This window comes from Streptomyces sp. NPDC048650 (assembly GCF_043199095.1).
Classification (GTDB): domain Bacteria; phylum Actinomycetota; class Actinomycetes; order Streptomycetales; family Streptomycetaceae; genus Streptomyces.
The window spans coordinates 229,175-254,218 of sequence record NZ_JBICVM010000004.1 but is presented as its reverse complement, the minus strand read 5'-3'; the positions used below and the strand labels follow the sequence as shown (position 1 = coordinate 254,218).

General features: G+C 71.6%; 18 protein-coding genes and 1 pseudogene. 11 read left to right on the top strand and 8 right to left on the bottom strand.

The features are described from left to right. The first annotated feature begins 93 nt into the window (after positions 1–93). A complete protein-coding gene (locus tag ACGFML_RS13540) occupies positions 94–801 on the top strand; it encodes a helix-turn-helix transcriptional regulator (protein WP_393543152.1) in 708 nt (235 codons plus the stop codon). A gap of 62 nt (positions 802–863) precedes the next feature. Here the strand turns inward: ACGFML_RS13540 and ACGFML_RS13535 are convergent, their stop codons facing one another. Next, positions 864–1,247 carry a VOC family protein gene (locus ACGFML_RS13535; RefSeq protein WP_393543150.1) on the bottom strand — a complete coding sequence of 128 codons (384 nt, stop codon included), beginning with the start codon at positions 1,245–1,247 and terminating at the stop codon, positions 864–866. A 175-nt stretch (positions 1,248–1,422) separates the two neighbouring features. On the opposite strand from ACGFML_RS13535, the gene ACGFML_RS13530 reads away from it, so the two are divergent. Then, complete coding sequence (locus ACGFML_RS13530) at positions 1,423–2,646, top strand: GDSL-type esterase/lipase family protein (RefSeq protein ID WP_393543148.1); 1,224 nt, start codon at positions 1,423–1,425, stop codon at positions 2,644–2,646. Positions 2,647–2,724: 78 nt separating this feature from the next. Here the strand turns inward: ACGFML_RS13530 and ACGFML_RS13525 are convergent, their stop codons facing one another. Then, positions 2,725–3,315, bottom strand: coding sequence for a hypothetical protein (locus ACGFML_RS13525; RefSeq protein ID WP_393543146.1), 591 nt, complete (start codon positions 3,313–3,315; stop codon positions 2,725–2,727). A 325-nt stretch (positions 3,316–3,640) separates the two neighbouring features. Then, positions 3,641–3,787, bottom strand: a pseudogene (locus tag ACGFML_RS13520) (MerR family transcriptional regulator); the annotation flags it as partial. 438 nt (positions 3,788–4,225) lie between these two features. Here ACGFML_RS13520 and ACGFML_RS13515 point away from each other — a divergent pair. Then, a complete protein-coding gene (locus ACGFML_RS13515) occupies positions 4,226–5,983 on the top strand; it encodes a hypothetical protein (protein WP_393543144.1) in 1,758 nt (585 codons plus the stop codon). 62 nt (positions 5,984–6,045) lie between these two features. Here the strand turns inward: ACGFML_RS13515 and ACGFML_RS13510 are convergent, their stop codons facing one another. Further along, positions 6,046–7,338: a PP2C family protein-serine/threonine phosphatase gene (locus tag ACGFML_RS13510; protein ID WP_393543761.1), complete on the bottom strand. Its 1,293-nt coding sequence runs from the start codon at positions 7,336–7,338 to the stop codon at positions 6,046–6,048. 353 nt (positions 7,339–7,691) lie between these two features. Here ACGFML_RS13510 and ACGFML_RS13505 point away from each other — a divergent pair, with 353 nt between their 5' ends. Next, positions 7,692–7,913 (top strand): hypothetical protein, encoded by a 222-nt coding sequence (locus ACGFML_RS13505; protein WP_393543142.1) that lies wholly within the window; start codon positions 7,692–7,694, stop codon positions 7,911–7,913. A gap of 98 nt (positions 7,914–8,011) precedes the next feature. Here the strand turns inward: ACGFML_RS13505 and ACGFML_RS13500 are convergent, their stop codons facing one another. Continuing rightward, positions 8,012–8,884 carry a SigB/SigF/SigG family RNA polymerase sigma factor gene (locus ACGFML_RS13500; RefSeq protein WP_393543140.1) on the bottom strand — a complete coding sequence of 291 codons (873 nt, stop codon included), beginning with the start codon at positions 8,882–8,884 and terminating at the stop codon, positions 8,012–8,014. A gap of 275 nt (positions 8,885–9,159) precedes the next feature. On the opposite strand from ACGFML_RS13500, the gene ACGFML_RS13495 reads away from it, so the two are divergent. Beyond that, on the top strand, positions 9,160–9,555 hold the full coding sequence (locus ACGFML_RS13495; RefSeq protein ID WP_393543138.1) for a VOC family protein: 396 nt from the start codon (positions 9,160–9,162) through the stop codon (positions 9,553–9,555). A 101-nt stretch (positions 9,556–9,656) separates the two neighbouring features. On the opposite strand, the gene ACGFML_RS13490 is transcribed toward ACGFML_RS13495, so the two are convergent. Together ACGFML_RS13490 and ACGFML_RS13485 are read right to left on the bottom strand one after the other, a co-directional pair. Further along, the gene (locus ACGFML_RS13490) at positions 9,657–10,844 is read right to left on the bottom strand and encodes an amidohydrolase (protein ID WP_393543136.1); all 1,188 of its coding nucleotides are present in this window, start codon (positions 10,842–10,844) and stop codon (positions 9,657–9,659) included. A gap of 89 nt (positions 10,845–10,933) precedes the next feature. Further along, entirely contained in the window at positions 10,934–12,313 is a 1,380-nt protein-coding gene (locus tag ACGFML_RS13485) for an MFS transporter (RefSeq protein ID WP_393543134.1), read from the bottom strand. A 184-nt stretch (positions 12,314–12,497) separates the two neighbouring features. Here ACGFML_RS13485 and ACGFML_RS13480 point away from each other — a divergent pair, with 184 nt between their 5' ends. From ACGFML_RS13480 to ACGFML_RS13465, 4 genes are all read left to right on the top strand, one after another. Then, positions 12,498–13,511, top strand: a complete 1,014-nt coding sequence (locus tag ACGFML_RS13480; protein ID WP_393543133.1) for an Lrp/AsnC family transcriptional regulator — start codon at positions 12,498–12,500, stop codon at positions 13,509–13,511. A gap of 176 nt (positions 13,512–13,687) precedes the next feature. Further along, entirely contained in the window at positions 13,688–14,263 is a 576-nt protein-coding gene (locus ACGFML_RS13475; RefSeq protein ID WP_393543131.1) for an IS607 family transposase, read from the top strand. Then, complete coding sequence (locus ACGFML_RS13470) at positions 14,256–15,887, top strand: IS200/IS605 family accessory protein TnpB-related protein (RefSeq protein WP_393543129.1); 1,632 nt, start codon at positions 14,256–14,258, stop codon at positions 15,885–15,887. Before ACGFML_RS13475 ends, ACGFML_RS13470 begins: the two co-directional genes overlap by 8 nt. Before the next feature lie 11 nt (positions 15,888–15,898). After that, positions 15,899–17,917 carry a bifunctional serine/threonine-protein kinase/transporter substrate-binding domain-containing protein gene (locus ACGFML_RS13465; RefSeq protein WP_393543127.1) on the top strand — a complete coding sequence of 673 codons (2,019 nt, stop codon included), beginning with the start codon at positions 15,899–15,901 and terminating at the stop codon, positions 17,915–17,917. 82 nt (positions 17,918–17,999) lie between these two features. Here ACGFML_RS13465 and ACGFML_RS13460 read toward each other — a convergent pair whose 3' ends face one another. After that, complete coding sequence (locus tag ACGFML_RS13460) at positions 18,000–19,985, bottom strand: N-6 DNA methylase (RefSeq protein ID WP_393543125.1); 1,986 nt, start codon at positions 19,983–19,985, stop codon at positions 18,000–18,002. Positions 19,986–20,395: 410 nt separating this feature from the next. Between ACGFML_RS13460 and ACGFML_RS13455 the strand changes: the two genes are divergently transcribed. After that, positions 20,396–21,658, top strand: a complete 1,263-nt coding sequence (locus ACGFML_RS13455) for a serine/threonine-protein kinase (RefSeq protein WP_393543123.1) — start codon at positions 20,396–20,398, stop codon at positions 21,656–21,658. A gap of 141 nt (positions 21,659–21,799) precedes the next feature. Further along, a complete protein-coding gene (drmD, locus tag ACGFML_RS13450) occupies positions 21,800–25,039 on the top strand; it encodes a DISARM system SNF2-like helicase DrmD (RefSeq protein ID WP_393543121.1) in 3,240 nt (1,079 codons plus the stop codon). The last annotated feature ends 5 nt before the right edge of the window (positions 25,040–25,044 follow it).

The window sequence follows — 25,044 nt, the reverse complement described above, 5'->3', positions numbered from 1 at the left end:
CCCGGCGCACGGCGGGATGATCGCGGCCGTGCCCCGGGTGTCGTACCCGGCTCCTAGGCTGGCGCGCATGAACCGAACCGATCGTCTCCGCGCATGAACCGAACCGACCGTCTCTACGCCCTGGTCGAGGAGCTGCGGGCGGTCGCGCCCCGCCCGCGCAGTGCGCGCTGGCTGGCAGGGCGTTTCGAGGTCAGCGTGCGCACAGTCGAACGGGACATCAGCGCCCTGCAGCAGTCGGGAGTGCCGATCTACGCCGAGCCCGGCCGCACGGGCGGTTACTGCCTCGACAAGGCGCGCACGCTGCCGCCGGTCAACCTGACGCCGGGCGAGGCCGTCGCGATGGCGGTGGCGTTGCGGCGGCTGGAGGGCACGCCGTTCCGGGCGACCGCGGGCTCGGCGCTGCGCAAGCTGGTCGCGGCGATGCAGGCCGACGACGCCGCCGCGGCCCGCGACCTGGCCGGCCGCATCCACCTGCTCGACGACGCGGACGCGGCCACCACGCCGTCGGTGCCGCGGATGGTGGCCGACGCGCTCAACACCCGCCGCGTACTGCGCATCGGCTACGGCGACCGCGAGGGTGCCACCACGCTGCGCGCGGTCGAACCACTCGGCTACGTCGGCACGGCGACCCACTGGTATCTGGTGGCCTGGTGCCGACTGCGCGGCGCCCTGCGCGCGTTCCGCACGGACCGGATCACCTCGGTCTCGGTCACCGCCGAGGTGCCCACGCCACGCTCGCTGCGCGGCGAGGATCTCGACATTCCGTACGGGATCGTCTGCCCACTCACCTTCTCACCGTGAACCGAGAGCCGATCCCCGGGCCGGTCGGGCGTGCTCCGCCCGAGGCCGGCCGGCCCGGCCGCTCAGGGCCGGACGGACGGTGGCGTGAAGACCCCGAAGTGATTACCCGCCGGGTCGAGCAGGTGCGCGAAGGCCACCCCGGCCGGGTTGACCTCCGGCGCCCGCAGGATCCGGCCACCCGCCTCTTCGACCCGCCGGCACGTGGCCTCGACGTCCTGGACCAGCACGGTGAAGACCGCGTAGTGGGGCACCTTGCCCTTCGTGGCGAAGAGTCCGCCGCGCAGTCCCTCCCCGTCGCCCGTGGTGACCATCCGGTACGCGGGGTCCGTGCTCTTCGTGTCGTCGTGCGAGACCGTCCAGCCGAACACGTCGCCGTAGAACCGCTCCGCCGCGGCCGGGTCGTCGGTGCCGATCTCGAACCAGCCGATGTCGTTGAATCCAGGCATGTCGTCCCTCTCGTGTCGCGCCGGGTGCGTCCCGGCTCGTCCCACTCTCGAAGGCGTCGGCGACAACCCCCTGTCGGTGTTTCCGCCGACGGTGAGCGGGATCCGCTCGCCGGCCACGAGGGGGCGGACCGGAAAAGCATGTGCGTAACAAGCATCAGGTTGACAAGCTGAGGTCATGAACGATCGGCACGCCCCTGTCCCCGCCTCCTCCACCTCGCCCCCGGCGACGGACTGGATCACCACCCCCCTCACCGCGGACCTGCTGCGCGGCGCGCTCGACCTGGAGCGCACCGAGCACGGATTGCTGCCGCACCGGCTGCCCGCGCGCGCCCGGGCGCAGTTCGCTGACGGACAGCTCGCCATGGCGGAGGCACAGCCGTCGGGCGTGCGGCTGGTGTTCCGTACCCGGGCCACCGCCGTCGAGCTGGACACGCTGCGTACCAAGACGGCTTACCAGGGCGTCCCGCCCCGCCCGGACGGTCTGTACGACCTGCTGGTCGACGGCCGCCCGGCCGGCCGGGCCAGTGGGACCGGCGGCAACGTCCTGATGGTGGACATGGCCACCGGGTCCGCGGAAACCCGGCCCGGCCCGGTCGGCACCGTCCGGTTCACCGGTCTGCCCGACCGGGTGAAGGACGTCGAGATCTGGCTGCCGCACAACGAGATCACCCAGCTGGTAGCCCTGCGCACGGACCGGCCGGTCGAGGCGGTGGAGCAGGGGGGCCGCAAGGTGTGGCTGCATCACGGCAGTTCGATCAGCCACGGCTCCGATGCCGAGAGCCCCACCACGACCTGGCCGGCGCTGGCCGCTTCCGTCGGTGGCGTCGAGCTGATCAACCTCGGGCTGGGCGGCAGCGCCCTGCTCGACCCGTTCACCGCCCGTGCCCTGCGGGACACCCCCGCGGACCTGATCAGCATCAAGATCGGTATCAACCTCGTCAACGCCGACCTGATGCGCCTGCGCGCCTTCACCCCGGCCGTCCACGGCTTCCTCGACACGATCCGCGACGGGCATCCCACCACCCCGCTGCTGGTCGTCTCGCCCATCCTCTGCCCCATCCATGAGGACACCCCCGGCCCCAGCGCCCCGGACCTCAGCAACCTCGGTGCCGGGGAGCTTCAGTTCCGGGCCATGGGCGACCCCGCGGAACGCGCCGGCGGCAAACTGACGCTCAACGTCATCCGCGAGGAACTGTCCCGCATCGTGAAGCAGCGGGCGGCAGACGACCCGCACCTGCACCACCTCGACGGCCGCGACCTCTACGGCGAGGCGGACTTCGCCGAGCTGCCGCTGCCCGACCAGATCCACCCGGACGCCGCCACACACCGCCGCATCGGCGATCGGTTCGCCAAGCTGGTCTTCGGCAGCACCGGGCCGTTCGCCGCCGAGCGGGCCTGACACACCCGCTCCTCGCCCGGATCCGCACACGATCCGTGCCAGGGACAGCGCGGTCCTTCATCGGGCGGTGGGTGAGTGTCATGCGCCGGCCGGGGCGTCGTGGACCGGCATGACCAGGGTGGTGAAGCTCCCCTGGTCGGCGGAGCGGACCACGACAGGCCGGGTCGGCGACGAGATCTCCAGCAGCACGTCGGGCCCCACACCGGCGTCGAGCGCCGGAAGGAGCACCTCCGGGTCGAAGGAGATGCGCAGGGGTGCCCCCGTGCACAGTGCGGGAAGCGTCGTTCCGGCCGAGCCGGGGCAGGCGAGTGCGAGCTGCTGGTCGTCGGTGTGCAGGGTGACGGGCCGCTCGTCGCGTCCGGTCCGGGCGAGCGCCGAGCGCAGCGGGCCACGGCCTGTGATGACCCGGTGCCGCGCGGTCGGCAGGCTGCCGAGGATTACCTGGTGGTCGAGGAACGTCTCGTCGACGGTGGGCAGCGGCTTGGTGTCCCGCCCGCTACGGAGACGAGCGCCCTGCCGGTCCCTTTCGATCTCGACGTCCTGGAGGCGCACCGCCCGGGCCGCGACGTCCGTCATGTCCGCCGCAGGCACCAGGACTTGGCGCGAGTCGCCCGCCACGGAGCCGGGCCGCAGAGCACGGACCGCCGGGCGGTAGCGGTCGGTGGCCACCAGGCGCACCTCCTGGCGGTCGAGTTCGATCAGGACGCAGCCGAGTGCGGGAAACTACTCCCGGGTGGAGGCGGATGCCACCGTCGGCGCCACCTGCCGCACCGCGCCGGCCAGCTCCGCTCCACCGACGCACGCCGCGGCCCGGTGGGCTCCGCCCGGCAGATCGCGGAGGGGCTCCTCGATCGCCGACCGTGCCGATGCCGCGGTCTCCTGCTGCTTTGCGGGCCTGTGCTCGGAGGACGGCGCGCGCTTCCTCGTGCGTACCGTCGAGCACCACCGAGGCGTCGGTGAGCGGCACCCCCGCTTCGCGCAACCGTCGCGCCAGGACCGCACGGGCTTCCTGGTCCGGGGCGTAGGAGCGGTAGCCCGTCGCCTCGTCCACGTTCGCGGGGCGCAGCACGTCGCAGTCGTCGTAGAACCGCAGGGCGCTGGGTGCCGGCCCCACCCGGCGTGCGAAGGCGCCGATGCTCATCAGGGTGTCGGTGTCGTCCATGAACGCAATGGTGAGCTTTCCAGCAGCTCGAAGGTCAACACCGGGCTCCCGTGCGGCAGCAGCCGGTGCCGGCGCACGAGTGGCGAGATGCGATACCCCGCCACCGGAAGTAGCGTGGGGTTGCCGGCTCCATCGCCACCGCCTTTCTTTCCTGCGCGGCGGGATCGAAGGGATTGTCGCCGGAGGATCTCCCCTCGCTGCGGTGGTCCCGCGACCATCGCCCTCCCGGCCACGCCCGCGCGTGACGCGCATCCGTCCGGCGCGCCGTTCGGCCGGCGACGGTAGGGGGCGAACGGGGAGACCTGAGCCGGAGACCTGAGCCGGAGCCCTTCATCTCACCACTCTCACGAGCCCGGTGACCGACCGGCCAAATGGTCTTCGTCTGCGGGCTCTTGACGTTGCGGAAAAGAGGAGACGGTGAACCAGACGGATACCCTCATCGCCATTGAGAGGGCCGAGGTGGGCTACCACGAAGGCTTCTCGAACGGCCACTACAACAACCACCAGAAGTTTTCGCCGGCCGTTCCCGGACTGGAGTGGTCACAGGACCAGGCATGGTGTCAGACCTTTCAGTCCTGGGCCTTCCAGCAGGCCGACGTGAAGGGCCTGGCACCCGTCACCGCCTCGTGCGCGGCGGGTGTCGACTGGTACCGGAGCCGCGGCAGGTTCTCGTACTATCCCGCGATCGGGGCGATGGTGTTCTTCGGCCCTTCGGGAGGCTCACACGTCGGACTCGTCCACATGTACGACGCGGACTACGCCTACACCATCGAAGGAAACACCAATGCCAACGGTTCGGCCGAGGGCAACGGTGTGTACCTGAAAAAGCGTGCCCGCAGGGACAGTTATCTCTACGGTTACGGGCTGCCGGCGTTCGCGGAGGGCATCGTCACGGCCGACCCGGGTCTGAAGGCCGCACCCGGCTGTACGTACCGGGCAACCGCCACCTCCCGTGAGTCCGATGCGCAGCCTGCGACGCCGCTCGAGGCGGTGTTGCCGTGGGTGTCCTCGAACCAGCTCATCTGGGCGGCCACCCACACCCTGGCCGAGGAACAGGCCATGGGCAACGGCACCAGCAGACCGGCGGACGATGTGGCTCTGGTTCAGGACGCGTTGGAGCAGCTCATGGGCGTCACCCCCGGCGACCCGCACTCCGTGTTCGAGGCGGAGACGCAGCAGCTCTTCGAGAGGTTCACCAGGGAGAAGCTGGGCCACTCCGAGGTGGCCGGCAACGGCGTTCCCACCACGCAGGAGCTGGTCGAACTGGGGGAGCGGTCGGGGCTGTTCAACGTACGGGCGGGCTCGTCGCCGGCCCTGGTGCTGCCCTGGGTCAACCTGAACCAGGTGATATGGGCCTCGACGCACAGTGCCCAGGACGAGAAGGCGCAGCCGGTCGGGTCCGCCGATCCGAGGGCCGATGTGGCGCTGGTGCAGGACGGGCTGGAGAAGGTCATGCACACGGCCGTGGCCGATGAACGGGGGATCTTCGAGGCCGCCACTCAGTCCCTCTACGACGATTTTCGCCGTACGGTGCTGAACTTCGCCGGCAGTGACGCCGTCGGAGCCCCCGGCGAGCAGTCGCTGACGGAGCTCGGGCAGCGCTCCGGACTGTTCCAGGTACGTGTCGGTTCCCTCCCGGCGGGCGGGGCGCCGAGCGGACCGGGTGTCGACGGCATGGGAGAGATCGCCCCGAAGCAGGTGACGTTCCATCGGTACACGACCCAGGGGACGTTGGCGGACTGGATCACGGAGGCGTGTGCGGCGGCCGGAGTCCACGCGAGCAGTGCCTGGGTGAAGGGCTTCAAGACCGCGGTCGCACGCGAGTCGTCCGGCAACCCCAACGCCTGCAACCTGTGGGACAGCAACGCTGTCACGCCACCCGGCTACAGCAAGCCCGAGGACTTCGGGGACGGCTATCCGCGCAACGGGCCGGTGCGGAGGCTGAACGGCGAGCTCACTCCGTTCCAGTGCTCCCGAGGAGTCGTCCAGTGCATCCCGCAGACGTTCGCCGCGTACCACGCTCCCGGCACCTCGGTGAACATCTACGACCCCGTGGCATCGATCGCCGCCTCGATCCGGTACGTCCGCAAGCGGTACGGCGTCGCCCTCGACGGTTCCGACCTCGCCGCGAAGGTCCAGCAGTTCGACCCCAACCGGCCTCCCCACGGCTACTGACGGTCCACCCGCCGGGCATCGGCGGCAATGAGGTCAGGGTGGGGAACCGTTGCGCCGCCGCCTCAGAGGGCGTCTCTGCCGGGCATGGTCCAGGGGTCGGGCAGGGCGGTGGCGGTGGTGGTGTGTTCCGGGAGGCCGGCGAGGGCTTCGACGCGGGTGGGGCGGTAGGGGGCCGGGCCGCTCCATTCCAGCAGCAGGACGGTGGCGTCGTCGCCGAGCCGTCCTTCGTGGTAGGCGAGGTGGCGCCGAATCAGGCGGCGCAGGGTCTCCGGCACGGGCAGCCCGTCGGCATGGTGCTGGATGAGGAAGTCGGTGAAGCCCTCCAGGCCGAACTCCGCGCCCTCGCTGTTGCGGGCCTCCGTGATGCCGTCGGTGTAGAGGAGAAGGCGGTCGCCGGGCTCCAGCTGGTCCTGGCGCAGGGTGGGCGGCAGGCCGAGGCCGGTGCCCATGGGAGGAGCGGGTGAACAGGGCAGGCTCAGTGCGGTGCGCCCCTTGCGGATGACGACCGGCGGCGGGTGCCCGAGGCTGGTCCAGGTGAGTACTCCGGTGACGGTACTCAGCTCGGCCAGAATGCCCGTGGTGTAGCGGCTGGCGTCGAACTGTTCCACGAGGGCTTGTTCCACGGACTCGGCGATCTGCAGGATGCCGGGGCCCTGCCGGCGCCGATTGCGGCTGGCCGCGACCGCGAGGCTCGCCGTCAGCCCGGCGGCCATGTCGTGTCCCATGGCGTCGAAGAGCGCCAGATGTACGGTCTCGTCGGCGATGGCGTAGTCGAAGACGTCGCCGCTGACCTCATAGGCGGGCTCCATCACCGCGCTGATCAGCACCCGGTCGGTGGCGAAGGTCCTCGGCGGCATGATGCGCCACTCCATCTCCGCGGCCACATTCATCCTCCGGCGCCGCACCAGCCGGGCGTAGGTGTCGCTCGCCCCCCGCTTGCTGACGATCATCAAGGCGACCAGCCCGGCGAGGTTGCGCAGGTCCTGCCCCGCCTGGGGGTCGATCTCCGTGCCCGGGGCCGCGGAGGCGCGCAGTACGCCCAGCCGCTCGGTGCCGTCGAGCAACGGCACCCACCAGTGGTTGGCGTCGGCTCCCGAGCTCGCGACGATGCCGCCGGTCTGGAAGGCGCGCCCCGCGAGGGTGCCTTCCACCCGCACCACGTCCGGCGGCGTCTCCTCCCCGCTCCCGGCCTCGGGCTGCCCGTGACCGGCAAGCAGACACAGGACGTCCTGCTGCAGGTCGGCCAGATAGATCAGGACCTCCAGCCAGCCGACCCGGGCCGCGTGCTTGCGGACCACGGCCGGCACCTGCTCCATCGTGATCACGTGACTGGCGGCGATGAGGTCACCGAGCATCTTTGCCCGGGCGGCTGGACCGCTCATTGAGCCACCTCTCCTCGGGTTGCAGCGCGCCGAGCGTTCGCCCCGTGGGCTGTCCATGTCTGTCCGTGTCCGGCACCGCTGGTCGCCATTGCTCCCAGCGGCGATGTGTGTGCCTTCGATGGTGACACCGAGACGCGGCTTGCCGAGAGCGACACCGCGGTGAGGTGCAAGAGCGGCGGCCCGAATCCGTAGGGCGGCGTCGCGGCGGTCTCGCCGACGGCGCGGCACCCGACTCCTGCCGGGGGAGGCCGGCGACCGGGCGTGGCGGGCCCGCGTCGGACGGAAGATCCGGCCCGACCGGGGCATGATGTGACCGGAGGTGCCTCGTGGAGTACGAACTGCGCGCTGAATACCGAAACGGTTCCGACCCGGAAACCCCTGATCCCGCCGTCAAGACGTGGCACGTGGTCAGGGAGGAGGGCCTGACGGCGATGTGCGGCCGAGAGCTCTCTGCCGACGCCGCCACCCGGCCGGCTGACGACTGGGGCTCCGGCAGCGTCCCGATCTGCCACAGCTGTGGGGCCCTTTTCCTGCGCGAGGCCCCGTAGCGCCCTCTCCGACATGCCGAAGGCATGACAAGTGCGGCCCGGCGTCATGCGTCACCCGCCGAGCCCCGTTCGTGGCGGGGAGGGCGCGGGCGTGGCGGTCAGGCGTCGGTGAGCAGCCCCTCGCGCAGGGTGGCCAGGACTCGGGCCAGGAGCCTCGAGACGTGCATCTGCGTGACACCGAGCTCGGCGCCGATCTCGGTCTGGGTCATCTCCGCCCCGAAGCGCAGCTGAATGAGGGTGCGGTCACGCTCGTCGAGCTTCTCCAGGAGCGGCCTGAGCGCTTGCACGTCCTCGGCCAGCGCCAGTCGCGGGTCGTCGTGTCCGATGAGGTCCTCGACCAGACCGGTCTTCTGCTTGCCGCTGTCGGCTTCGAGGGGCCGGTCGATCGAGTTGGCGTGGAAGCCGTTGCAGGCCACCATGCCCTCGATGATCTCGTCCTCGGGAAGGTCCAGGTGCGCTGCGAGATCGGCGACGGTGGGCTCGTTGACGCCCTGGGTTTCCAGGGCTTCCCGCGCACGGGCCAGGTGGACGCGCAGCTCCTGCAGGCGCCTGGGCACATGCACGGACCACGCCGTGTCACGGAAGAACCGCTTGATCTCACCGGTGATGCAGGGGACGGCGAAGGTCGTGAACTCGTTGCCCAGGGAGCGGTCGAACCGGTCGATGGCCTTGATCAGACCTATCGTGCCGACCTGTAGGACGTCTTCCATGTCCTGCCCGCTGCTGCGGAACCTGCGTGCGACATAGCGCACCAGCGACAGGTTCATCTCGATGAGCGTGTTGCGGACGTACTGGTATTCCTCCGTGCCCTCGTCCAGGACGGCCAGGCGGTCGAAGAACAGACCGGAGAGCCGACGGGCATCCTGCGGCGAAACGTCACGCACCTCGTCGGCCGACGGCAGGGCCACGGGGTCCGCAGGGCCGGAGCCTTTCGCACGGCCCACCGCCGCCTGCTCTGTCGCCGTCACCATCATGACTGCCCCTCTCTGTCGCTCGTTGCGCCGCTTTCTCGTGTGGGAACCCCGTTGCTGGCAGCGCCTACCCGCGGAACCGATGAAAAACCGCTTCCCGCGAGGGTGTTGATGCCGCCTGGCGTCGGGCGGCCCACGGCAGGGCTTCGAGCGGACCGCGACGAAGCCGCCGCCCGGCGTGCGGCTGGGGGCGCCCGCACGGAGTTGCGGAACGGTTTCCGGGTAACCGCTCCGTAACGGCGGGCGCCCGGCCCGCCCGGTAGGGAGCGACGCCAATGGCCGTCACCAAGACCAGCGTTCTGGTGCTGGACTGCGCGGAACCGCAGGAGCTGGCCGACTTCTACGCCCACTTCCTCGGCGGCGAAACAAGGGTCGGTAGTCACCCGGACTACTTCGAGGTCGTCGAGCCCTCAGGAGTGCGCATCGCCGTCCGGCGCGACCACGGCGCCGCGCCGCCGAGCTGGCCGCGCCCGGACACATCACAACAGGCCCATCTGCACTTTCTCGTCCCCCAGGAGGATATGGACCAGGCGGAACGCGAGGCGGTCGGCCTCGGCGCCCGCCCCCTGGAGACCAAGGAGAACGGCGGGCCGTACGACATACGCCGCTATGCCGATCCGGCCGGACACCCCTTCGTCCTGGCCGCAAGCGAGGGCCACGGAACGTCCTGAGGGCACCCGCCCTCGGCGCACGCCCTCTTCGGCGCCGCCTGAGGGCCGTGCACCTCATCGGAGGACCGCTGCCGCGCCGCCCCGCACCGTCGTGTCCGTGATCACCGCGCGGGCCCACTCCGTCGCCGCTTCCGCACCCCGTCGAGCAGCCGGCTGCGCTGGGCCGGTGACGTCGCCAGAGCGGCGCCGGTCAGAGCGAGCGCGGTCGCCCCGTCGAGCACCGCCCGGTCGGCGCCCGGGCTCTTGCCGTACGCGGTGAACTCGGGGGTGTGCTGCGTGGCGCCCCCCGTGTCGTAGCCGATCGTGGGATGGATCGTGGGGATGAGCTGGGAGACATTGCCCATGTCCGTCGACGCCATCGTCTCGCCGTGCCGCGACGTCGCCGTCCGGCCCAGTTCGCCGAGGGCTCCGACGTACGCCTCCGTCATGTCCGGGTCCTGGTGGAGATCGGCGAAATCCCTTCCGTGTCGGCGCAGTTCGAGCTCGGCCCCGGAGGCGAGGGCCCCGGCCTCGAAGCAGGCGCACACCCGCCGCCACGCCTGTGCGAGCTGTTCGACGTTCGGCGCCCGGACCTCGCAGCGCGCGCGGGTGCGGGCCGGGATGACGTTCGCGGCCTGGCCGCCGTCGGTGACGATCCCGTGCACGATCACACCGGGCGGCAGTTGCTGGCGGAGCAGCCCGACGGCGGTGTGGGCGACGGTCATCGCGTCGAGGGCGTTGACGCCCTCCCAGGGGGCGAGCGCGGCGTGCGAGGGCTTGCCGCGGTAGGTGATGTCCCAGGCTCCGATGGCCAGCGAGGAGGCGCCGACGCTGTCGTCGGGGGCGGCGTGCACCATCATCGCGGCGGCCACGTCGTCGAAGACTCCGGCGTCGAGGAGGAGCACCTTCCCTCCGATGTCCTCCTCCGCGGGGGTGCCGATCAGCTTGACCGTCAGGCCGAGGGTGTCCGCGGCGGCGGCGAGTGCGAGCGCGGCTCCGACGGCCGCGGCCCCGTTGACGTTGTGCCCGCAGGCATGGCCGATGCCGGGCAGGGCGTCGTACTCGGCGCAGAACCCGATGACGAGGTCGCCTGTTCCGTGGGTGGCGACGAGTGCGGTGGGGAGGTCGGCGACGCCCCGGGTGACGGCGAAGTCGGCCGACTCCAGGAGGTCGGCGATCTTCGCGGCCGAGCGATGCTCCCGGAGAGCCGTCTCGGGTTCGTCGTGGAGGCCGTGGCTGAGGGCCACGAGCCGCTCGCTCCAGGAGCGCACGGCCTCGGTCACCGTCGAGTGCGCGTCAGCCGTGTGCACGTCCGTCGTGTGTGTGCCAGGCGTGTGTGTGCCAGTCGCGCGCGTGGCGGTCGTGTGCGTGGCAGTCGTGTGCACGCCAACAGGGTCCGTCATGCGAGTTCTCCGTTCTGTGCCGGCTGCGGTACGTAGGTCGCGTCCGCCCCGCGTGGGGCGCGGTAGCGCAGGGCGAGGGCCGTGCCGACGAGGGCGGTGCCGGCGCACGCGCCCCAGCCCCACACGAATCCGGACTCGGCGATGTGCGTGGTGCCGTGTACGGGGTGGGCCGCGAAGAAGGCGCCGATCACCGCGGCGCCGATGGCCGCGCCGAGCGAAAGGGCCAGTTCGTTGAGGCCGACGGCGAGAGCGGTCTCCCGCTCCTCGACGACCTCCGCCGACAGGGTCCGTGTGATCGACTCGAAGAGTCCGGTCGCCAGCCCCACGACGAGGGCGGAGGCCACGTACTGGCCGAGGGTGTCGTGGAAGAGAGCCATCCCCAGGAAGCCCAGCGCGATGAGGACGCCGCCCGTGGCGAGCAGGGCGCGGTCACCGAGCCGCCGGGCAAGGCGCGGGGTCAGCGTCGAGCCGGCGAATCCGGCGGTGACCATGGCCAGCGAGAGGGTGGCGATGGCCTGCGGCCCCAGGCCCATGCCGTAGCCGCCCGGGGACCGCGGGGCGCCCAGGAAGAGGGCGTTGGCGCCGAGGAAGCCGATCGTCCCGAACGCGGCGCAGAAGGTGTAGCCGCTGACCAACGCGAGGCGGCGATTGCCCAGCAGCCGCACGCTGACCAAGGGATGCACGGCTCGCCGCTCGACCGCCACCCAGGCCACGAGGACGGCGACGGCCGCGACGGCGAGCGCGACCGTGCGCGGCGCCCCCCAGCCCCACGTACTGCCCTGCGCGAGGACCAGGACGAGCGCCACCAGGCCCGCGGTGAGCAGGGCCGCCGCTCCGTAGTGGAAGCGCCCGCCGCGCGGTGCGGCGCTGTCGGGCAGGAGGAGGCCCGCGACCACGGCCAGGGCGGCGACCGGGACGGCCGTCCACAGTCCCGCCTCCGCGTGCCGTTCGCTGAGCGCGCCCGCCACGAGGCCGCCCACGCCGATCGCGATGAGCAGGACACCCACGAGGAGGGAGATCCCGGCGCGGTTCCGCTCGGGTGCGCGGGAGCGGAGGATGCCCACGAGGAGCGGGAAGAAGCCGACCAGTGCGCCCTGGAGCACGACTCCGACGGAGAGGGTGACGGTGGACGGCCGCACGGCGATCAGGAGCGAGCCGCCCGCCACCATCGCCAGGGCCACCCGCAGGAGCCTGCGGTGCCCGTACAGGTCGCCCAGCCGGGAGAACAGCGGCGTCATCACCGCGAAGGCCAGCTGGGACAGCAGGTAGATGTTGTTCTGCCCCACGGCGCCGATGTCCAGGCGCCGGCCGACCTCGGGCAGCAGCGGCGTCAGATAGCCCTGGACGATGCCGCTGAAGAGGATGACGAAGGCCATCGCCGCGAGCATGCCCGGGCCGGAGCTCAGCGCCCCGCGCCCGCGCCCCGTTCCCGATGGGCGTGTGAACACAGCTTCACCTCTGGATCGTCTGGTGGCCGGAACCGGATGTGGTGGCTACTGTGCGGGCCGAGGCGCGGACGGCCCCGAATATTCATGGATTCGTACGTACGGAGTGCATGTGATGCGAGAAACGGTCACCGCCAGCGAGCTCGACCTCGCCCTGGTGAACGCCCTCCAACTGCGCCCCCGGGCCTCGTGGTCGGAGCTGTCGCCGCTGCTCGGCGTGACCGCGGGCACCCTGGCACGACGCTGGGAGCGGCTGACCGGGGCGGGGCTCGCCTGGGTGTACGCGGCGCCGGGACCGGAGTTCAGCCGCAACCGCTGCACGGCCTTCGTGCTGCTGCGCTGCCTCCCCCAGCAGCGGTCCCGGCTCATGACGGAACTGAGCGCGCTCCCCGAAGCCGTGACGATCGAGCTGACCGGATCCGGCAGCGCGGACCTGCTCCTCGACGTGCTGGCCCCCGACCTGCCCTCGCTCAGCCGCTTCCTCCACGAGAAGCTGGATCCGCTGCCCGGCATCGTCTCGGTGAGCGCTCTGTTCGCCACGTCGCTGTACGTCGAGGGCAGCCGCTGGCGACTGCGCTCCCTGGACCCCGCCCAGCTGACGGCGCTCGGCCGCCCCGCGGCGCGGGAGCCGGCCCGCACCCTCGCGTGGGATCCCGTCGACCGGGCCCTGCTCGACGAGCTGGTCCGCGACGGCCGCCTCGGCCTGGCCGAACTCGCCGCCCGCACGAGCACCAGCCCGGCCACCGTCCGCCGCCGCCTGCGCCGCCTCACGGACTCCGCGGTCCTGACCTTCCGCTGCGACATCGCCGCCGCGCTCGCCGGGCATCCCGTCCCGGTCTCCCTGCTCGGCCAGGTGCCCGCGCGGGACATCGGCACCGTCCACCGCACCTTCGCCGCCCAGCCCGAGTGCCGCCTCGTCGCGGCCGTGACCGGTCCCGCCAATATCTTCGCCACGCTCTGGGTGCACGACCTCGGTGACATCCAGCGGCGCGAGACCGCCCTGTGCGCCCGGCTGCCCACCCTCACGGTGACCGACCGCATCGTCGGCCTGCACACGGCGAAACGCATGGGCCATCTCCTCGACGAGGAGGGGCGCCGCATCGGCGTTCAGCCGATCTCGCCCTGGTAGCACGGGGACCCGACGGATCGCTCGGCCCGGCGGAGCCGCCGCACCACCTCCGTCGCGCGCGGGTGTGCGGGATACTGCCGTACACACTGCCGGTACGGGTGGGGGTGGGAAACTGCCTGACGATTGAGCGTACGTAAGTGTGCATGAGCTGAATTTAGTTGCGCTATGATTTTCGCGTGAATCTGACTGAGTGGGCACGGGCTCAGGGGGTGAGTCCCCACACTGCGTATCGCTGGTTTAAGAACGGGACACTTCCCGTGCCCGCTCGGCGTGTTGGGCCGCGCACGATCCTGGTCAACATCGACGCCGCCGCAACCTCGGAGGCGGTCGGTGGCCTGGGCCTGTATGCTCGCGTCTCCTCCCACGATCAGAAGGCGGATCTGGAACGCCAGGTTGCCCGGCTGTCGGGGTGGGCTGCCAAGGCCGGTCACCGCGTGGTCCGCGTGGAGTCGGAGATCGCCTCCGGGATGAACGGTGCCCGGTCCAAGGCGAAGCGACTGCTGGCCGATCCGGCAGTGACCACGGTCGTGGTCGAACACAAAGACCGTCTCGGGCGGATGAACGTCGAACTCGTTGAGGCAGCGCTGTCCGCGCACGGACGTCGCCTCGTCGTTCTCGATGACGGTGAAGTGGAAGACGACCTGGTGCGTGACGTGGTGGAGGTTCTGACATCGTTCTGCGCTCGTCTGTACGGCCGCAGGTCGGCGAAGAACCGGGCGCAGAAGGCGCTGGAGGCCGCGCGGCATGGCTGACCGGCAGCGGAAGCCTCTGCGGACGATCGCCCGGCCGTTCGTCGCTGACGGGCCGTCCGGCGTCAGTATCCGGGACCGGCTCAAGGGCCTCAGCGCCGATGATGAGAAGGTGCTGCGCACCATCGGCGAGCATATGGGTCGGCTGGCGTCGGCTGATCTGGCCCGGCGCTGTCGTGATGGCCTGGAGCACTCCACGGACACGTGGGCCGCCCGGAAGCGGGAGCTGACCGCCGAGTCGTCGTCGCGCTGGGCCGGTTCGGTGACATCGAACATGCACGATCAGTGGGGCCTGTCCCGGCGCGCCCAGTGGCAGCACCTCGTATCGCTGGACGCGGGCATCCGCACCATGCGGCACCGCCTGTCTCTCCCTGTCGGGGAGAAGGGCAGCCGGGGCGCGCCGGGCGGCTACCGCTCCAAACTCGAGTGGTTCGTAAAGACGCGTCGCCTGGCGATTCTTGAGAGCGCATATGAACGCGTCCGGGCCGAACGTGAGGCCGGTCGGGTGTCGGTGGTGCGGGGCGGCAGGCGGCTGCTGAAGCAGCGTCACAACCTGGCCGCCGCGAACAGGACACCCGAGCAGTGGCGTTCCGAGTGGGAGGCGGCACGCTGGTTCCTGACCGCTGACGGCGAGTCCTGCAAACGCTTCGGCAACGAGACGATCCGCGTCAGCCCGGACGGGGATGTCAGTATCAAGCTGCCCGCCCCGCTCGCCGAGTTGGCGAACGCCAAGAACGGCCGGTACGTCCTCGCCGCGAAGGTGAGCTTTCCGCACCGGGGTGATGAATGGCGCGACCGGATCGAGGCGAACCGGGCCGTGGCCTACCGCATCCACTACAACGCCGCCTCCGGGCGCTGGTACCTGGACGCGTCCTGGACCCGCAAAGACCTGCCCGTCATCCCGCTGGACGCCCTGCGGGCCGGTGGTGTGGTCGGTGTGGACACCAACGCCGATCACCTCGCCGCATGGCGGCTCGACCAGCACGGCAACCCGATGGGCGCGCCGCGCCGTTTCGACTACGACCTGTCCGGCAGCGCCACTCACCGCGACGCCCAGCTCCGCCATGCCCTCACCCGGCTCCTGCACTGGTCCAAGCAGACCGGCGCGCAGGCCATCGCGATCGAAGACCTCGACTTCACCGACTCCAAGACCCGTGAGAAGCACGGCCGTAAGAAACGCTTCCGGCAGCTCATCTCCGGCATCCCCACCGGCAAACTCCGCGCACGCCTACTGAGCATGTGCGCGGAAGCCGGTATCGGCGTGATCGCCGTCGATCCCGCCTACACCAGCATGTGGGGCGCTGAGCACTGGCAAAAGCCCCTCACCACACCACAACGCCCCGCAAGCCGCCACGAGGTGGCCAGCGTGGCGATCGGACGACGCGCCCTCGGACACCGGATCAGACGACGGACGGCACCGCCCCGCCAGCACCAGAGCGATGCCGGCGGGCATCGGACCGCCCAGGCCCGACCCGGTGACCGAGGGCGTGAGGGAAACCGCCCCCTCGTACCCGGATCACGGACACGATCCGTGCGTGCTGGACGCGGAACGAACGCGGTGGACCAGAACGCCCAAGACCGTTCGGTGCGTTCGGCTGAGCACGTGCAACTCCTGCTCAGGCTTTAGGAACGGTATGGGTGCGACCGCTGGCGAAGGACGATCCGCGGCAGATCGGTCCGTTCCGGATCATCGGGCTGCTCGGTGGTGGCGGCATGGGGCGGGTCTATCTCGGCCGCGCGGCGGACGGGCGGACGGTGGCGGTGAAGACCGCGCGCTCCGAACTCGCCGACGACCGGCGCTTCCGGACGCGGTTCGCCCGGGAGGTGGCCGCCGCCCAGCGGGTGGGCGGGCCGTTCGTGGCGCCGGTGGTCGACGCGGCGCCGCACGACGACGTGCCCTGGATGGCGACCGACTACGTGCCGGGTGTCTCACTGACCGACGCCGTGCACGACTGCGGGCCGCTGCCCGAGCACGTGGTACGGCCGCTGACGGCCGGTCTGCTGCACGCACTGACAGCGGTGCACGCGCACGGCCTGGTGCACCGCGACCTCAAGCCGTCGAACATCCTGCTCACCGCCGGGGGCCCGCGCGTCATCGACTTCGGCATCGCGCACTCCGCCGAGGACACCGCCCTGACGGCGACCGGCACCGCCCTCGGCACTCCGGGGTTCATGGCGCCCGAGCAGCTCGTCATGACGGGCCCCGAGGTCACGGGCGCGGCGGACGTGTTCGCGCTCGGCGCCGTGATCGTCTTCGCGGCGACGGGCGGCGGCCCGTACGGGAACGCCGAGCCGCAGATCCTCATGTACCGCACGGTGCACGAGGAGCCTCGGTTCGACGAACTACCCGTTCTCCTCGCGGAGTTGGCGGCGGACTGCCTGGTGAAGGAGCCGGCGCGGCGACCCACGCTGCCCGCCCTCATGGCGCGGGTGGGCGCCCCGGGCCCGTACGGCGACTGGCTGCCGGAGCCCGTCGCCGTCCGGCTGCGCCGTCTGTCCGTGCAGCTCGGTGACCCCAGGTCCCAGGACGCGTTCGCGCCGCGGCCCTCGGCCGACGGGTCCGCCGAGGTCGCCTTCGACCGGCTGCCGACCAGCACGGTGGCGGGCCTCCCGGCGCCGCCGCCCGCCGCTCCGGCGCAGGGGTGGTACGGCCCGAGTCCCGCCGCCCCACGCCCGGGCCCGAGCCGACGCCGTGTGCTCGCCGCGCTGTCCGCCGCCGGGGTGGTCGCCGGCGGCGGGGCGCTGGCCTGGACGCTGTGGCCGGACGGCGGGGACGGCACCGGCGGCGGCACGAACAGCGGGGCCGGGCCCGGCGGAACGGGGAAGCCGTCCGGCAGCTCCACGCCCGGCGGAACCCCCTCCACCGGGGTCCCGTCCGACCGGTTGCCGAAGGAGATACGGGACAAGGGCATCGTCACCGTCGGCTCGGACGTCACCTACCCGCCCATGGAGTTCGTCAAGGACGGCAGTCCCGCCGGTGTCGACGTCGACCTCGCCCACGCTCTGGGCCGCGAGCTGGGCGTGCGCGTCGAGTTCGCGAACGCCGCCTTCGACGCCCTCCTCCCCGGCCTCGACGCGGGCCGCTTCGACCTGGTCATGTCGGCGATGGCCGACACCAAGGGCCGTCAGGAAGGGCGCGTGGACGGGACGAAGACCGGCAGCGGCGTCGACATGATCGACTACTTCAGTGCCGGTCTCGCGCTCGTCGTCCGCAGGGGCGATCCGGAGGGCATCAAGCGGCCCGGGGACCTGTCCGGCAGGACGGTCGCCGTCCAGCGCGGCTCGTTCGCCCGCGGCTACCTGGACGAGCTGAACGGGAAGCTCCCCGCGAAGGTGAAGCTCAGGGAGTTCGACTCGTCGGCCGAGGTCTACGACGACGTCGTCGAGAACCGGTCCGCGGCCTGCCTCGACGACTTCCCGGTCGCGGCCCACACGGCAGCGACCCGTGCGGGCGGCGACGCCCTCGAACTCGGCGGCGGACAGCTCGACCCGCTTCCCTACGGCATAGCGGTCGCCAGGGCCAGGACGGCCCTGCGTGACGCCGTGCGGGAAGCCCTCGACCGCCTCATCACGAGCGGCGAGTACGCGAAGATCCTCAAGAGGTGGCACGTCGGGGCCTGCGCCGTGAGGCGGGCGGCCGTCAACGGGGGCCACTGAGGCGGCGGGACGCGCGCGGCGGGCGGACCGCGCTCGGGGCCGGTGCGGCCGGGCGCGCTCACCGGCCGGTGGTGCGACGCCGTCAGACGGTCAGCCCGCCCCCCGCGAGTCGATCACTCACATCGCGTACCAGCCCCTTGCCGAGACCGCCCGCCCTGGTGAGGAGCGCCTCGAAGGCACTGAGGCGACGGAAGGTCCCGGCATACGCCTTCTGCTCCTCCAGGGGGAGTTGGAGTACCTGGAGACGCCGGATGTCGACCCGGGACGAACTGGAGGCGTGGGTGCCCGCCTGGCGTCCGTTGGCGGGCGCGCGCAGGCAGCCGGCGAGGAAGTGCGCATCCAACTTCTCCGGGTCCACCCGCAGGGTGTAGAGCTGGGGCCCCAGGGCCATCGGCGGTCCTTCGTGCACCCAGGCCCGGAAGGCCCGGATCACGCCCGCGACCACGACGTCGCCCTCCTCGGCGATGGCGTGTGCCGAGTCGGCGGAGAGTGACCCACTGGGGGGCCCGTCCCTCAGCAGGTCGGCCACGGTCAGGAGTGGCACGGCGGCGTCACCGGAGGGCGGCGCGCCCTCCGAGGGCTGCTGCCCGGCGCGCAGTGTCAGGGCACCGGCTCTGACGAGGTCCCCCACGCCGGCCGTGGTCTGCAGGGCCTCGGCTTCGAAGTCGAGTGCGGAGAGATGTTGGGCGTGACCGGTCAGGTCGGCCAGCGACGTACCCAACTCCTTCCACAACGCGGCCAGTTCGGTGCCCGAAGGTTCCGCGCTCGATGCGGTGTAGCGCCCTGGGGTGACATCCATCTCGTCGTCCAGGAGATCGAGGAGGGGCACGCGAACGGCGCCCTCCGGCAGATCGTCGTCCGGGTGGTCGAGCGCTTCCAGGGCGGCGAGGACGAAGGAGCCGAGAGCGTCCCACTGGGGCCCCGGTTCGCGCGTGCCGGGGCCCGCGAAGCGTGTGGCATCCATGAGGAGTGCGTCCTGGCCGGCCGGAGCAGCGGCAGGGCCGTCCGGAGCGGCCCGCAGGACCCACAACTGGAGTGACACGCTGTGCGGTTGTGCGCTGCCGGGCGGCAGGGCCACGACCGCTCGCAGAGTGCCGGTTCGCAGGAGGGAGCCACGGATGCGGCGACCGGCCTTGCGTGACGCGACAGCAGGCGGCAGGGCGATGACCGCCGCACCCCCGGGTCTGAGGCGGGAGAGCAGGTGTTGCACCCAGGCCAACTCCGGCTCGGTCCGCGGTGGAAGCCCGTGTGTCCAGCGCTGGTCGGTGGCGAGGTCCTCGTAGCCCCAATCCCGTTCGTTGAACGGTGGGTTGCAGAGCGCGATGTCGGCGCGCGCCCCGGCGAAGGGGGCCTTGCGCAGTGCGTCGGCCGTAGCGATCTCCGCATGGACGTCTCGGTCCTCGGTGATGAATCCGAGCCGGGCGGAGGCCAGCGCGGCGAGAGCCGGATCCCGCTCGCACGCCAACACCGTCAGGCCGGCCGCACGGTATTCCCGCGCGGCGGCGGCGGGCAGGTGTCCGGTGCCGCAGGCCGGATCGAAGACGGTCAGTCCTTCCTCGCTCCCACCGAGCCGGACGGCGAGTGCGATCCGGGTCATCAGCGACGCCAGTTGTGGGGGTGTGGTGCTGAGCTGCCGCACATGCGTTTCGAGCCACCGTTGCAGCAGGAATTCGAAGGTTTCGCGTGGGCCCTCCCGTCGCCCCAGTCGGGCCGCCTCGCCCGCCAGTTTCCGTGCCTCCGCGGAGAGCTCGAAGGGTGAGACCCGCGCGCGGGGAGAGCGCATCCGGCGGGCGGCCTCGGCGACGGCCAGGCCCGACTCGTCCATGCTGCCGAGCGCCTCGAATCGCGGCCACAGGAGCTCGCGGCCACCGACCGCCTTGAGCTTGCCGTTGTCCCGCAGCCATTGCTCGACCTCTGCCAGGGAGAACTGCGGGCTGACGTCGGTCCCGCCGATGCGGGTGGGGAACGAGTCATGGCGGCGGCGCCAGTTGCTCACTGCCGCTCGGCCCACGCCCGCGATCCGGGCGATCTCGGCCAAGCTGACGGGTACGGCATTGGGGGTACTCATCGAACGGTCTCCGGGGGGCTTGGCCGGCTGAGCTGGTCGGCGTCCCAGCGGCCGTGTTCATGGAAGGCTACTACGCTCATTGACTTTGTTCACAGTGCAAAAGTGCGGGTTTGTGGTGTGGGAGATGTGGAGGATCGGAGAAATGCAAGAGCTGAGCCGGGAATAGTGCTGCGCGATCGCCACCAGCTGCAGTCGATTCTCGGTCGAGGCGTGCGGGGCAGGTGCGGAGGCGGTGTCCTCCCTTCCGGGCGCCGCCCCGTGGCGGTCGGGACCATGGCTTCCTGGTTCCGCGAGCGGTCGAGGCCCGTGTGAACGGTGAGAGGATGGCCTTCGCCGACCGGGTGCGCCGAGCCGCACCGGACGTACGGGTGGGACAGGCGCCGCGAGCGCCGGGACTGGGGACGGGCGCAATGCGGCGAAGCCTGGGGCGGTACGACCTGACGCACGAACTGGGCCGGGGCGGCATGGGAGTCGTATGGGCGGCACACGACCGTGCGCACGGCCGGGAAGTGGCCGTGAAACTCCTCGCACCCCGCATCCGCGACGCCGAACGCGCCACGCTGGAGCGCCGGTTCCTGCGCGAGGCGCGCCTCACCGGCCGGCTGGCGCACCCGGGCATCCCGGCCGTCCACGATCACGGCAGCCACGGCGGCGAGCTCTACCTCGTCATGGACCTCGTCCCCGGCCGCGCCCTCGACGCGGTGCTCGAGAGCGAGGGCCCGCTGCCTGTCGAGCGCGCCGCGGACGTCGCACGGAGCGCTGCCGACGTGCTCGCCTACGCCCACGGCCAGAATGTCGTGCACCGCGACCTGAAGCCGTCGAACCTGATGATCACGCCGGACGGTGAGATCAGGGTCCTCGATTTCGGTGTCGCCGCCGCCCTGGAACCCCAGCTCGGCGAGACGCGCTTCACCGCCGCCAACGCCGCGCTCGGCACGGTCGTCTACATGGCACCCGAGCAGGCCGTGGGCAAGACCGTGCCCGCCAGTGACCTCTACTCCCTGGGCTGCGTCCTCTACGAACTCCTCACCGGCGTACCGCCGTTCACCGGCGACGGCCCTTTCCTGCTCTACCACCGGCACGCGCACGACCCCGTGCCGCCGCTCGCCGACCGCCGCTCCGGCGTCCCGTCCGGGCTGCGGGCTCTGGTGGCGGGGCTTCTGGAGAAGAGGCCCGAGGATCGGCCCGCATCCGCGGCGGAGGTGGCCGCCCTGCTCGCCGCCTGGTCCCCGGCACCGGCCACGACTGCTGCGACGACCGCCGCGCACCCGCGGCCGGCCGAGCTCGCCGCCCTGCGCCGGTCCGGTCACCCCGCGCGCGCCCTGGAGGGGTACGGGGAAATCATGGCCGCCGCCGACCTCGCGCACGCCGACCTTCTCGCCGCTCGAGCCGGAGCCGCCCTGTGCGTGGGCGCACTCGGCCGCACCCGCGAGGCCCTGGACGAGCTGAGGTCGGTCCTGGCCGAGCAGCGCAACCTGCTCGGGCCGGACGACCTCGCGGTGCTGGACACGCGCTATGAGATCGCCGTGCTGTTGGTGCGTACGGGGGAGCGTCAGGCGGCCGCGGAACTGCTGCGGCGCTCGGCCGACCACGAGGAGAGGGTTCTGCCCGCGGCCGACGCCCGGCGGGTGCGCAGCCGCGTCCTGTTGGACCGGCTGCGTCGCATGGCCTGACATGCGCTGCGGAACGAGCCCAACTGTGTAAGCTCTGTTCACAGTTGACGCTTCGTGTTACGCTCCCGTCGCACCGTTCCGGTGGGGAGACAGGCCACTGTCTACGGACGGCTGCAGGGGACACCGGGGGGAACAGCGCCCATGACGCCAGCAGTTCAGCGCGGGACCGAACGCCGGAGGGCGCCGCGACTCCCCGAAGAGGGCAATCTCGTCGAGGTGCGCGGCCAGTCCTGGGTGGTCGCCCGCGTCGAGCCGTCCCCGGCCGCCGGTGACGAAGTGGGCCGGACCGCCACCCTCCTCCACCTCCAGTCCGTCGCCGACGGCCGCTTCGGCGACACCCTCTCCGTCATCTGGGAGGTGGAGCCCGGCCGTCGCGTACTGCCCGCGGGATCCCTTCCCGACGCCGCCAACGGCTCGTACGACTCCCCGAACCGCCTCGCCGCGTTCCTCGACGCCGTCCGCTGGTCCGCCGTCGCCTCCGCCGACGCCAAGACACTCCAGGCACCGTTCCGTTCGGGCGTCGCCGTCGAGCCGTACCAGCTGGAGCCGGTCTCCCGGGCGGTCGGCGCCCCTCGCGTCAACCTCCTCCTCGCCGACGACGTCGGCCTCGGCAAGACCATCGAGGCCGGACTCGTCGTCCAGGAACTGCTGCTGCGCGGCCGGGCCCGCCGCACCATGGTCGTCTGCCCCGCCGGCCTCACCCTCAAGTGGCGCGACGAGATGGCCGAGAAGTTCGGCCTGGAGTTCACCATCGTCGACGCCGAGCACTGCGCCCGGCTGCGCCGCACGCACGGCACGGCCGCCAACCCCTTCCGCGTCCACCCGCTCACCATCGTCTCCCTGCCCTGGCTGCGTGGCCAGAAGGCCCAGCGCCTCCTCGACGAGGTCGTCGGCGCCCCCGAGGAGAGCCCCGACGGCGAGCACAAGCGCTTATTCGACCTGCTCGTCCTCGATGAGGCCCACCACGTCGCGCCCGCCGCGCCCAAGCAGGTGTACGCCGTCGACTCCCAGCAGACCAAGCTGATCCGACGCCTCGTCCCGCACTTCGAGCACCGGCTCTTCCTCTCCGCCACCCCGCACAACGGCTATCCCGAGTCCTACACCGCGCTCCTGGAACTCATCGACGACCAGCGGTTCGCCCGCGGCGTCGAACCCGACAGGGAAGCCCTCAGGGACACCGTCGTACGGCGCCTCAAGTCCACCGTCACCCACGCCGACGGCACGCCCCGCTTCCGCACCCGCAGGACCCTCGAACTCCCCGTCGACTACACGCCGCAGGAGCGGGAGATCCACCGGTTGCTCGGGTCGTTCGCCGAGCTGCGCCGCAAGAAACTGACGCCCACCGCCCGTGGCGGGCGACGTGCCGCCGACCTGGTGACGCTGCTGCTGAAGAAGCGCCTGTTCTCCTCCCCGGCGGCCTTCCTCCACACCGTCCAGGTCTACCTCTCCCACCTGGAGGACACCGGCCCGGCGCGCGGCCGCGCAGCCGCCGCCGAAGTCCCCGAGTGGCTGGAGGAGTTCGCCGACCTCGTCGCCGACCTGGACGACACCGGCCTCGTCGACGCCGAGGACGACGCCCTGACCCGCTCCACCTCCCTCACCCCCGCCGAGGACGGCCGGGAACTCGACCTGCTGCAGCACATGGAGCGTTGGGCCCTCACCCACGAGGCCGCACCCGACTCCAAGGCCGAGGCCCTCGTCCACACCCTCAAGGCGATCTGCCGGACGTCCGACGGCAGACGGTGGACCGACGAGCGGGTCGTGGTCTTCACCGAGTACCGCGACACCCAGGAGTGGCTCCACGGGCTCCTCCAGCAGGAGGAGCTCACCGACGGCGGCCGCGTCGAGCGTCTGCACGGCGGGCTGTCCGCCGAGGAACGCGAACGCATCCGCCTCGGCTTCCAGACCGAGCCGTCCCGTCCCGAGGGCACGGTCCGCATCCTCCTCGCGACCGACGCCGCCGGCGAGGGAATCGACCTGCAGAACCATTGCCACCGCCTGATCAACTACGACATACCCTTCAACCCCAACAAGCTCGAGCAGCGAATAGGCCGCATCGACCGCTGGGGGCAGACGAAGGACCCGGAGATCACCCACTTCATAGGCTCCGGATGGCAGCAGGCAGAGGCCGGCTCGTACGAAGCCGACCTCGAGTTCCTCTCCCGCGTGGCCAAGAAGGTCGCGCGCATGGAGCACGACCTCGGCTCCGTCAACGCCGTTCTCGCCGACGCCGTACAGCGCCGTATGACGGGCGACACCGCCCCTCTCGACATCGAGCACGCCAAGCCCAGGCCGATCAAGGGCCGCCGCACGGGCGGCGAGGTCGCGCCCGAGCAGAACGTCACCGCGCAGACCAAGAGGCTGGCCGATCAGTACGAGGAGACCGTGTCGTCCCTCGGCCTCAGCCCGGCGAACGTCAAACGCGTCGTCGACACCGCCCTCGCCCTCGACAACCAGCCGCCCCTCCTGCCGTCCGCGGCCCGCGCCGAGGAGTTCGCGCCGGGCGACCTCTTCGACGTGCAGCCCCTCTCAGGAAGCTGGGAGCGCGCCACCCGCGGCCTCGCCCACAAGCTTCGCGAGGGCGAGCAGCGCCCCCTCACCTTCTCCCCGGCGGTCGCCGCACAGGGCCGCGACGATGTGGTCCTCGCCCACCTCAAGCACCCGCTGGTCGCGCTCTCCACACGCCTGCTCACCGCGGCCGTCTGGAACGCCGAATCGGTCGGCCTGCACCGCGTCACCGCCGTCGTCTCCGACGACCCGGCCATCACCACGACCCTGGTCTCCGCCTACGCGCGCTACGTCCTCGTCGGCGCCGACGGCACCCGCCTCCACGAGGAAGTCCTCCACGCCGGCGGCTGGTTCGGGGACACGGGCCGCTTCCGCCGCTGGGAGTCGGTGAACGAACAGGGCCGGGTCCTGTCGCGTGCGCTCTCCGAGAGCACCGAGGCCGCCCCGCACCTGCGCACGGAACTCACCGAGGCATGGCCGCGACTCCGCGACCCCCTCTACCGGTCGCTGGAGGCGCGCGCCGCCGAACTCGGCCGCCGGCTGGAGAGCCGGCTCGCCGACCGACGGGCCGAGGAGGAGCGCCGCATCACCGCGACCCTCGACCGCTTCGAGGCCACCCTGCGCGCCAAACTCAAGGAGGAGGGAGACGGCGAAGGCGAACAGCTGGCCCTGCTCTCCACCCACGAGCTGACCGGCCACGAACGCCGGCAGTTCGAGGACGACCGCCGCCGTTGGCGGGAACGCCTCGAGGGCCTTCCCGCCGAGCGCGAGTGCGAACTCGCCGCCATCGCCGCCCGCTACGACGAGCCCCGCTCCCACCTCTTCCCCGCCGCCGTCGTCTTCGTCGTCCCCGCAAAGGAAGCCCGTCGATGAGCCCT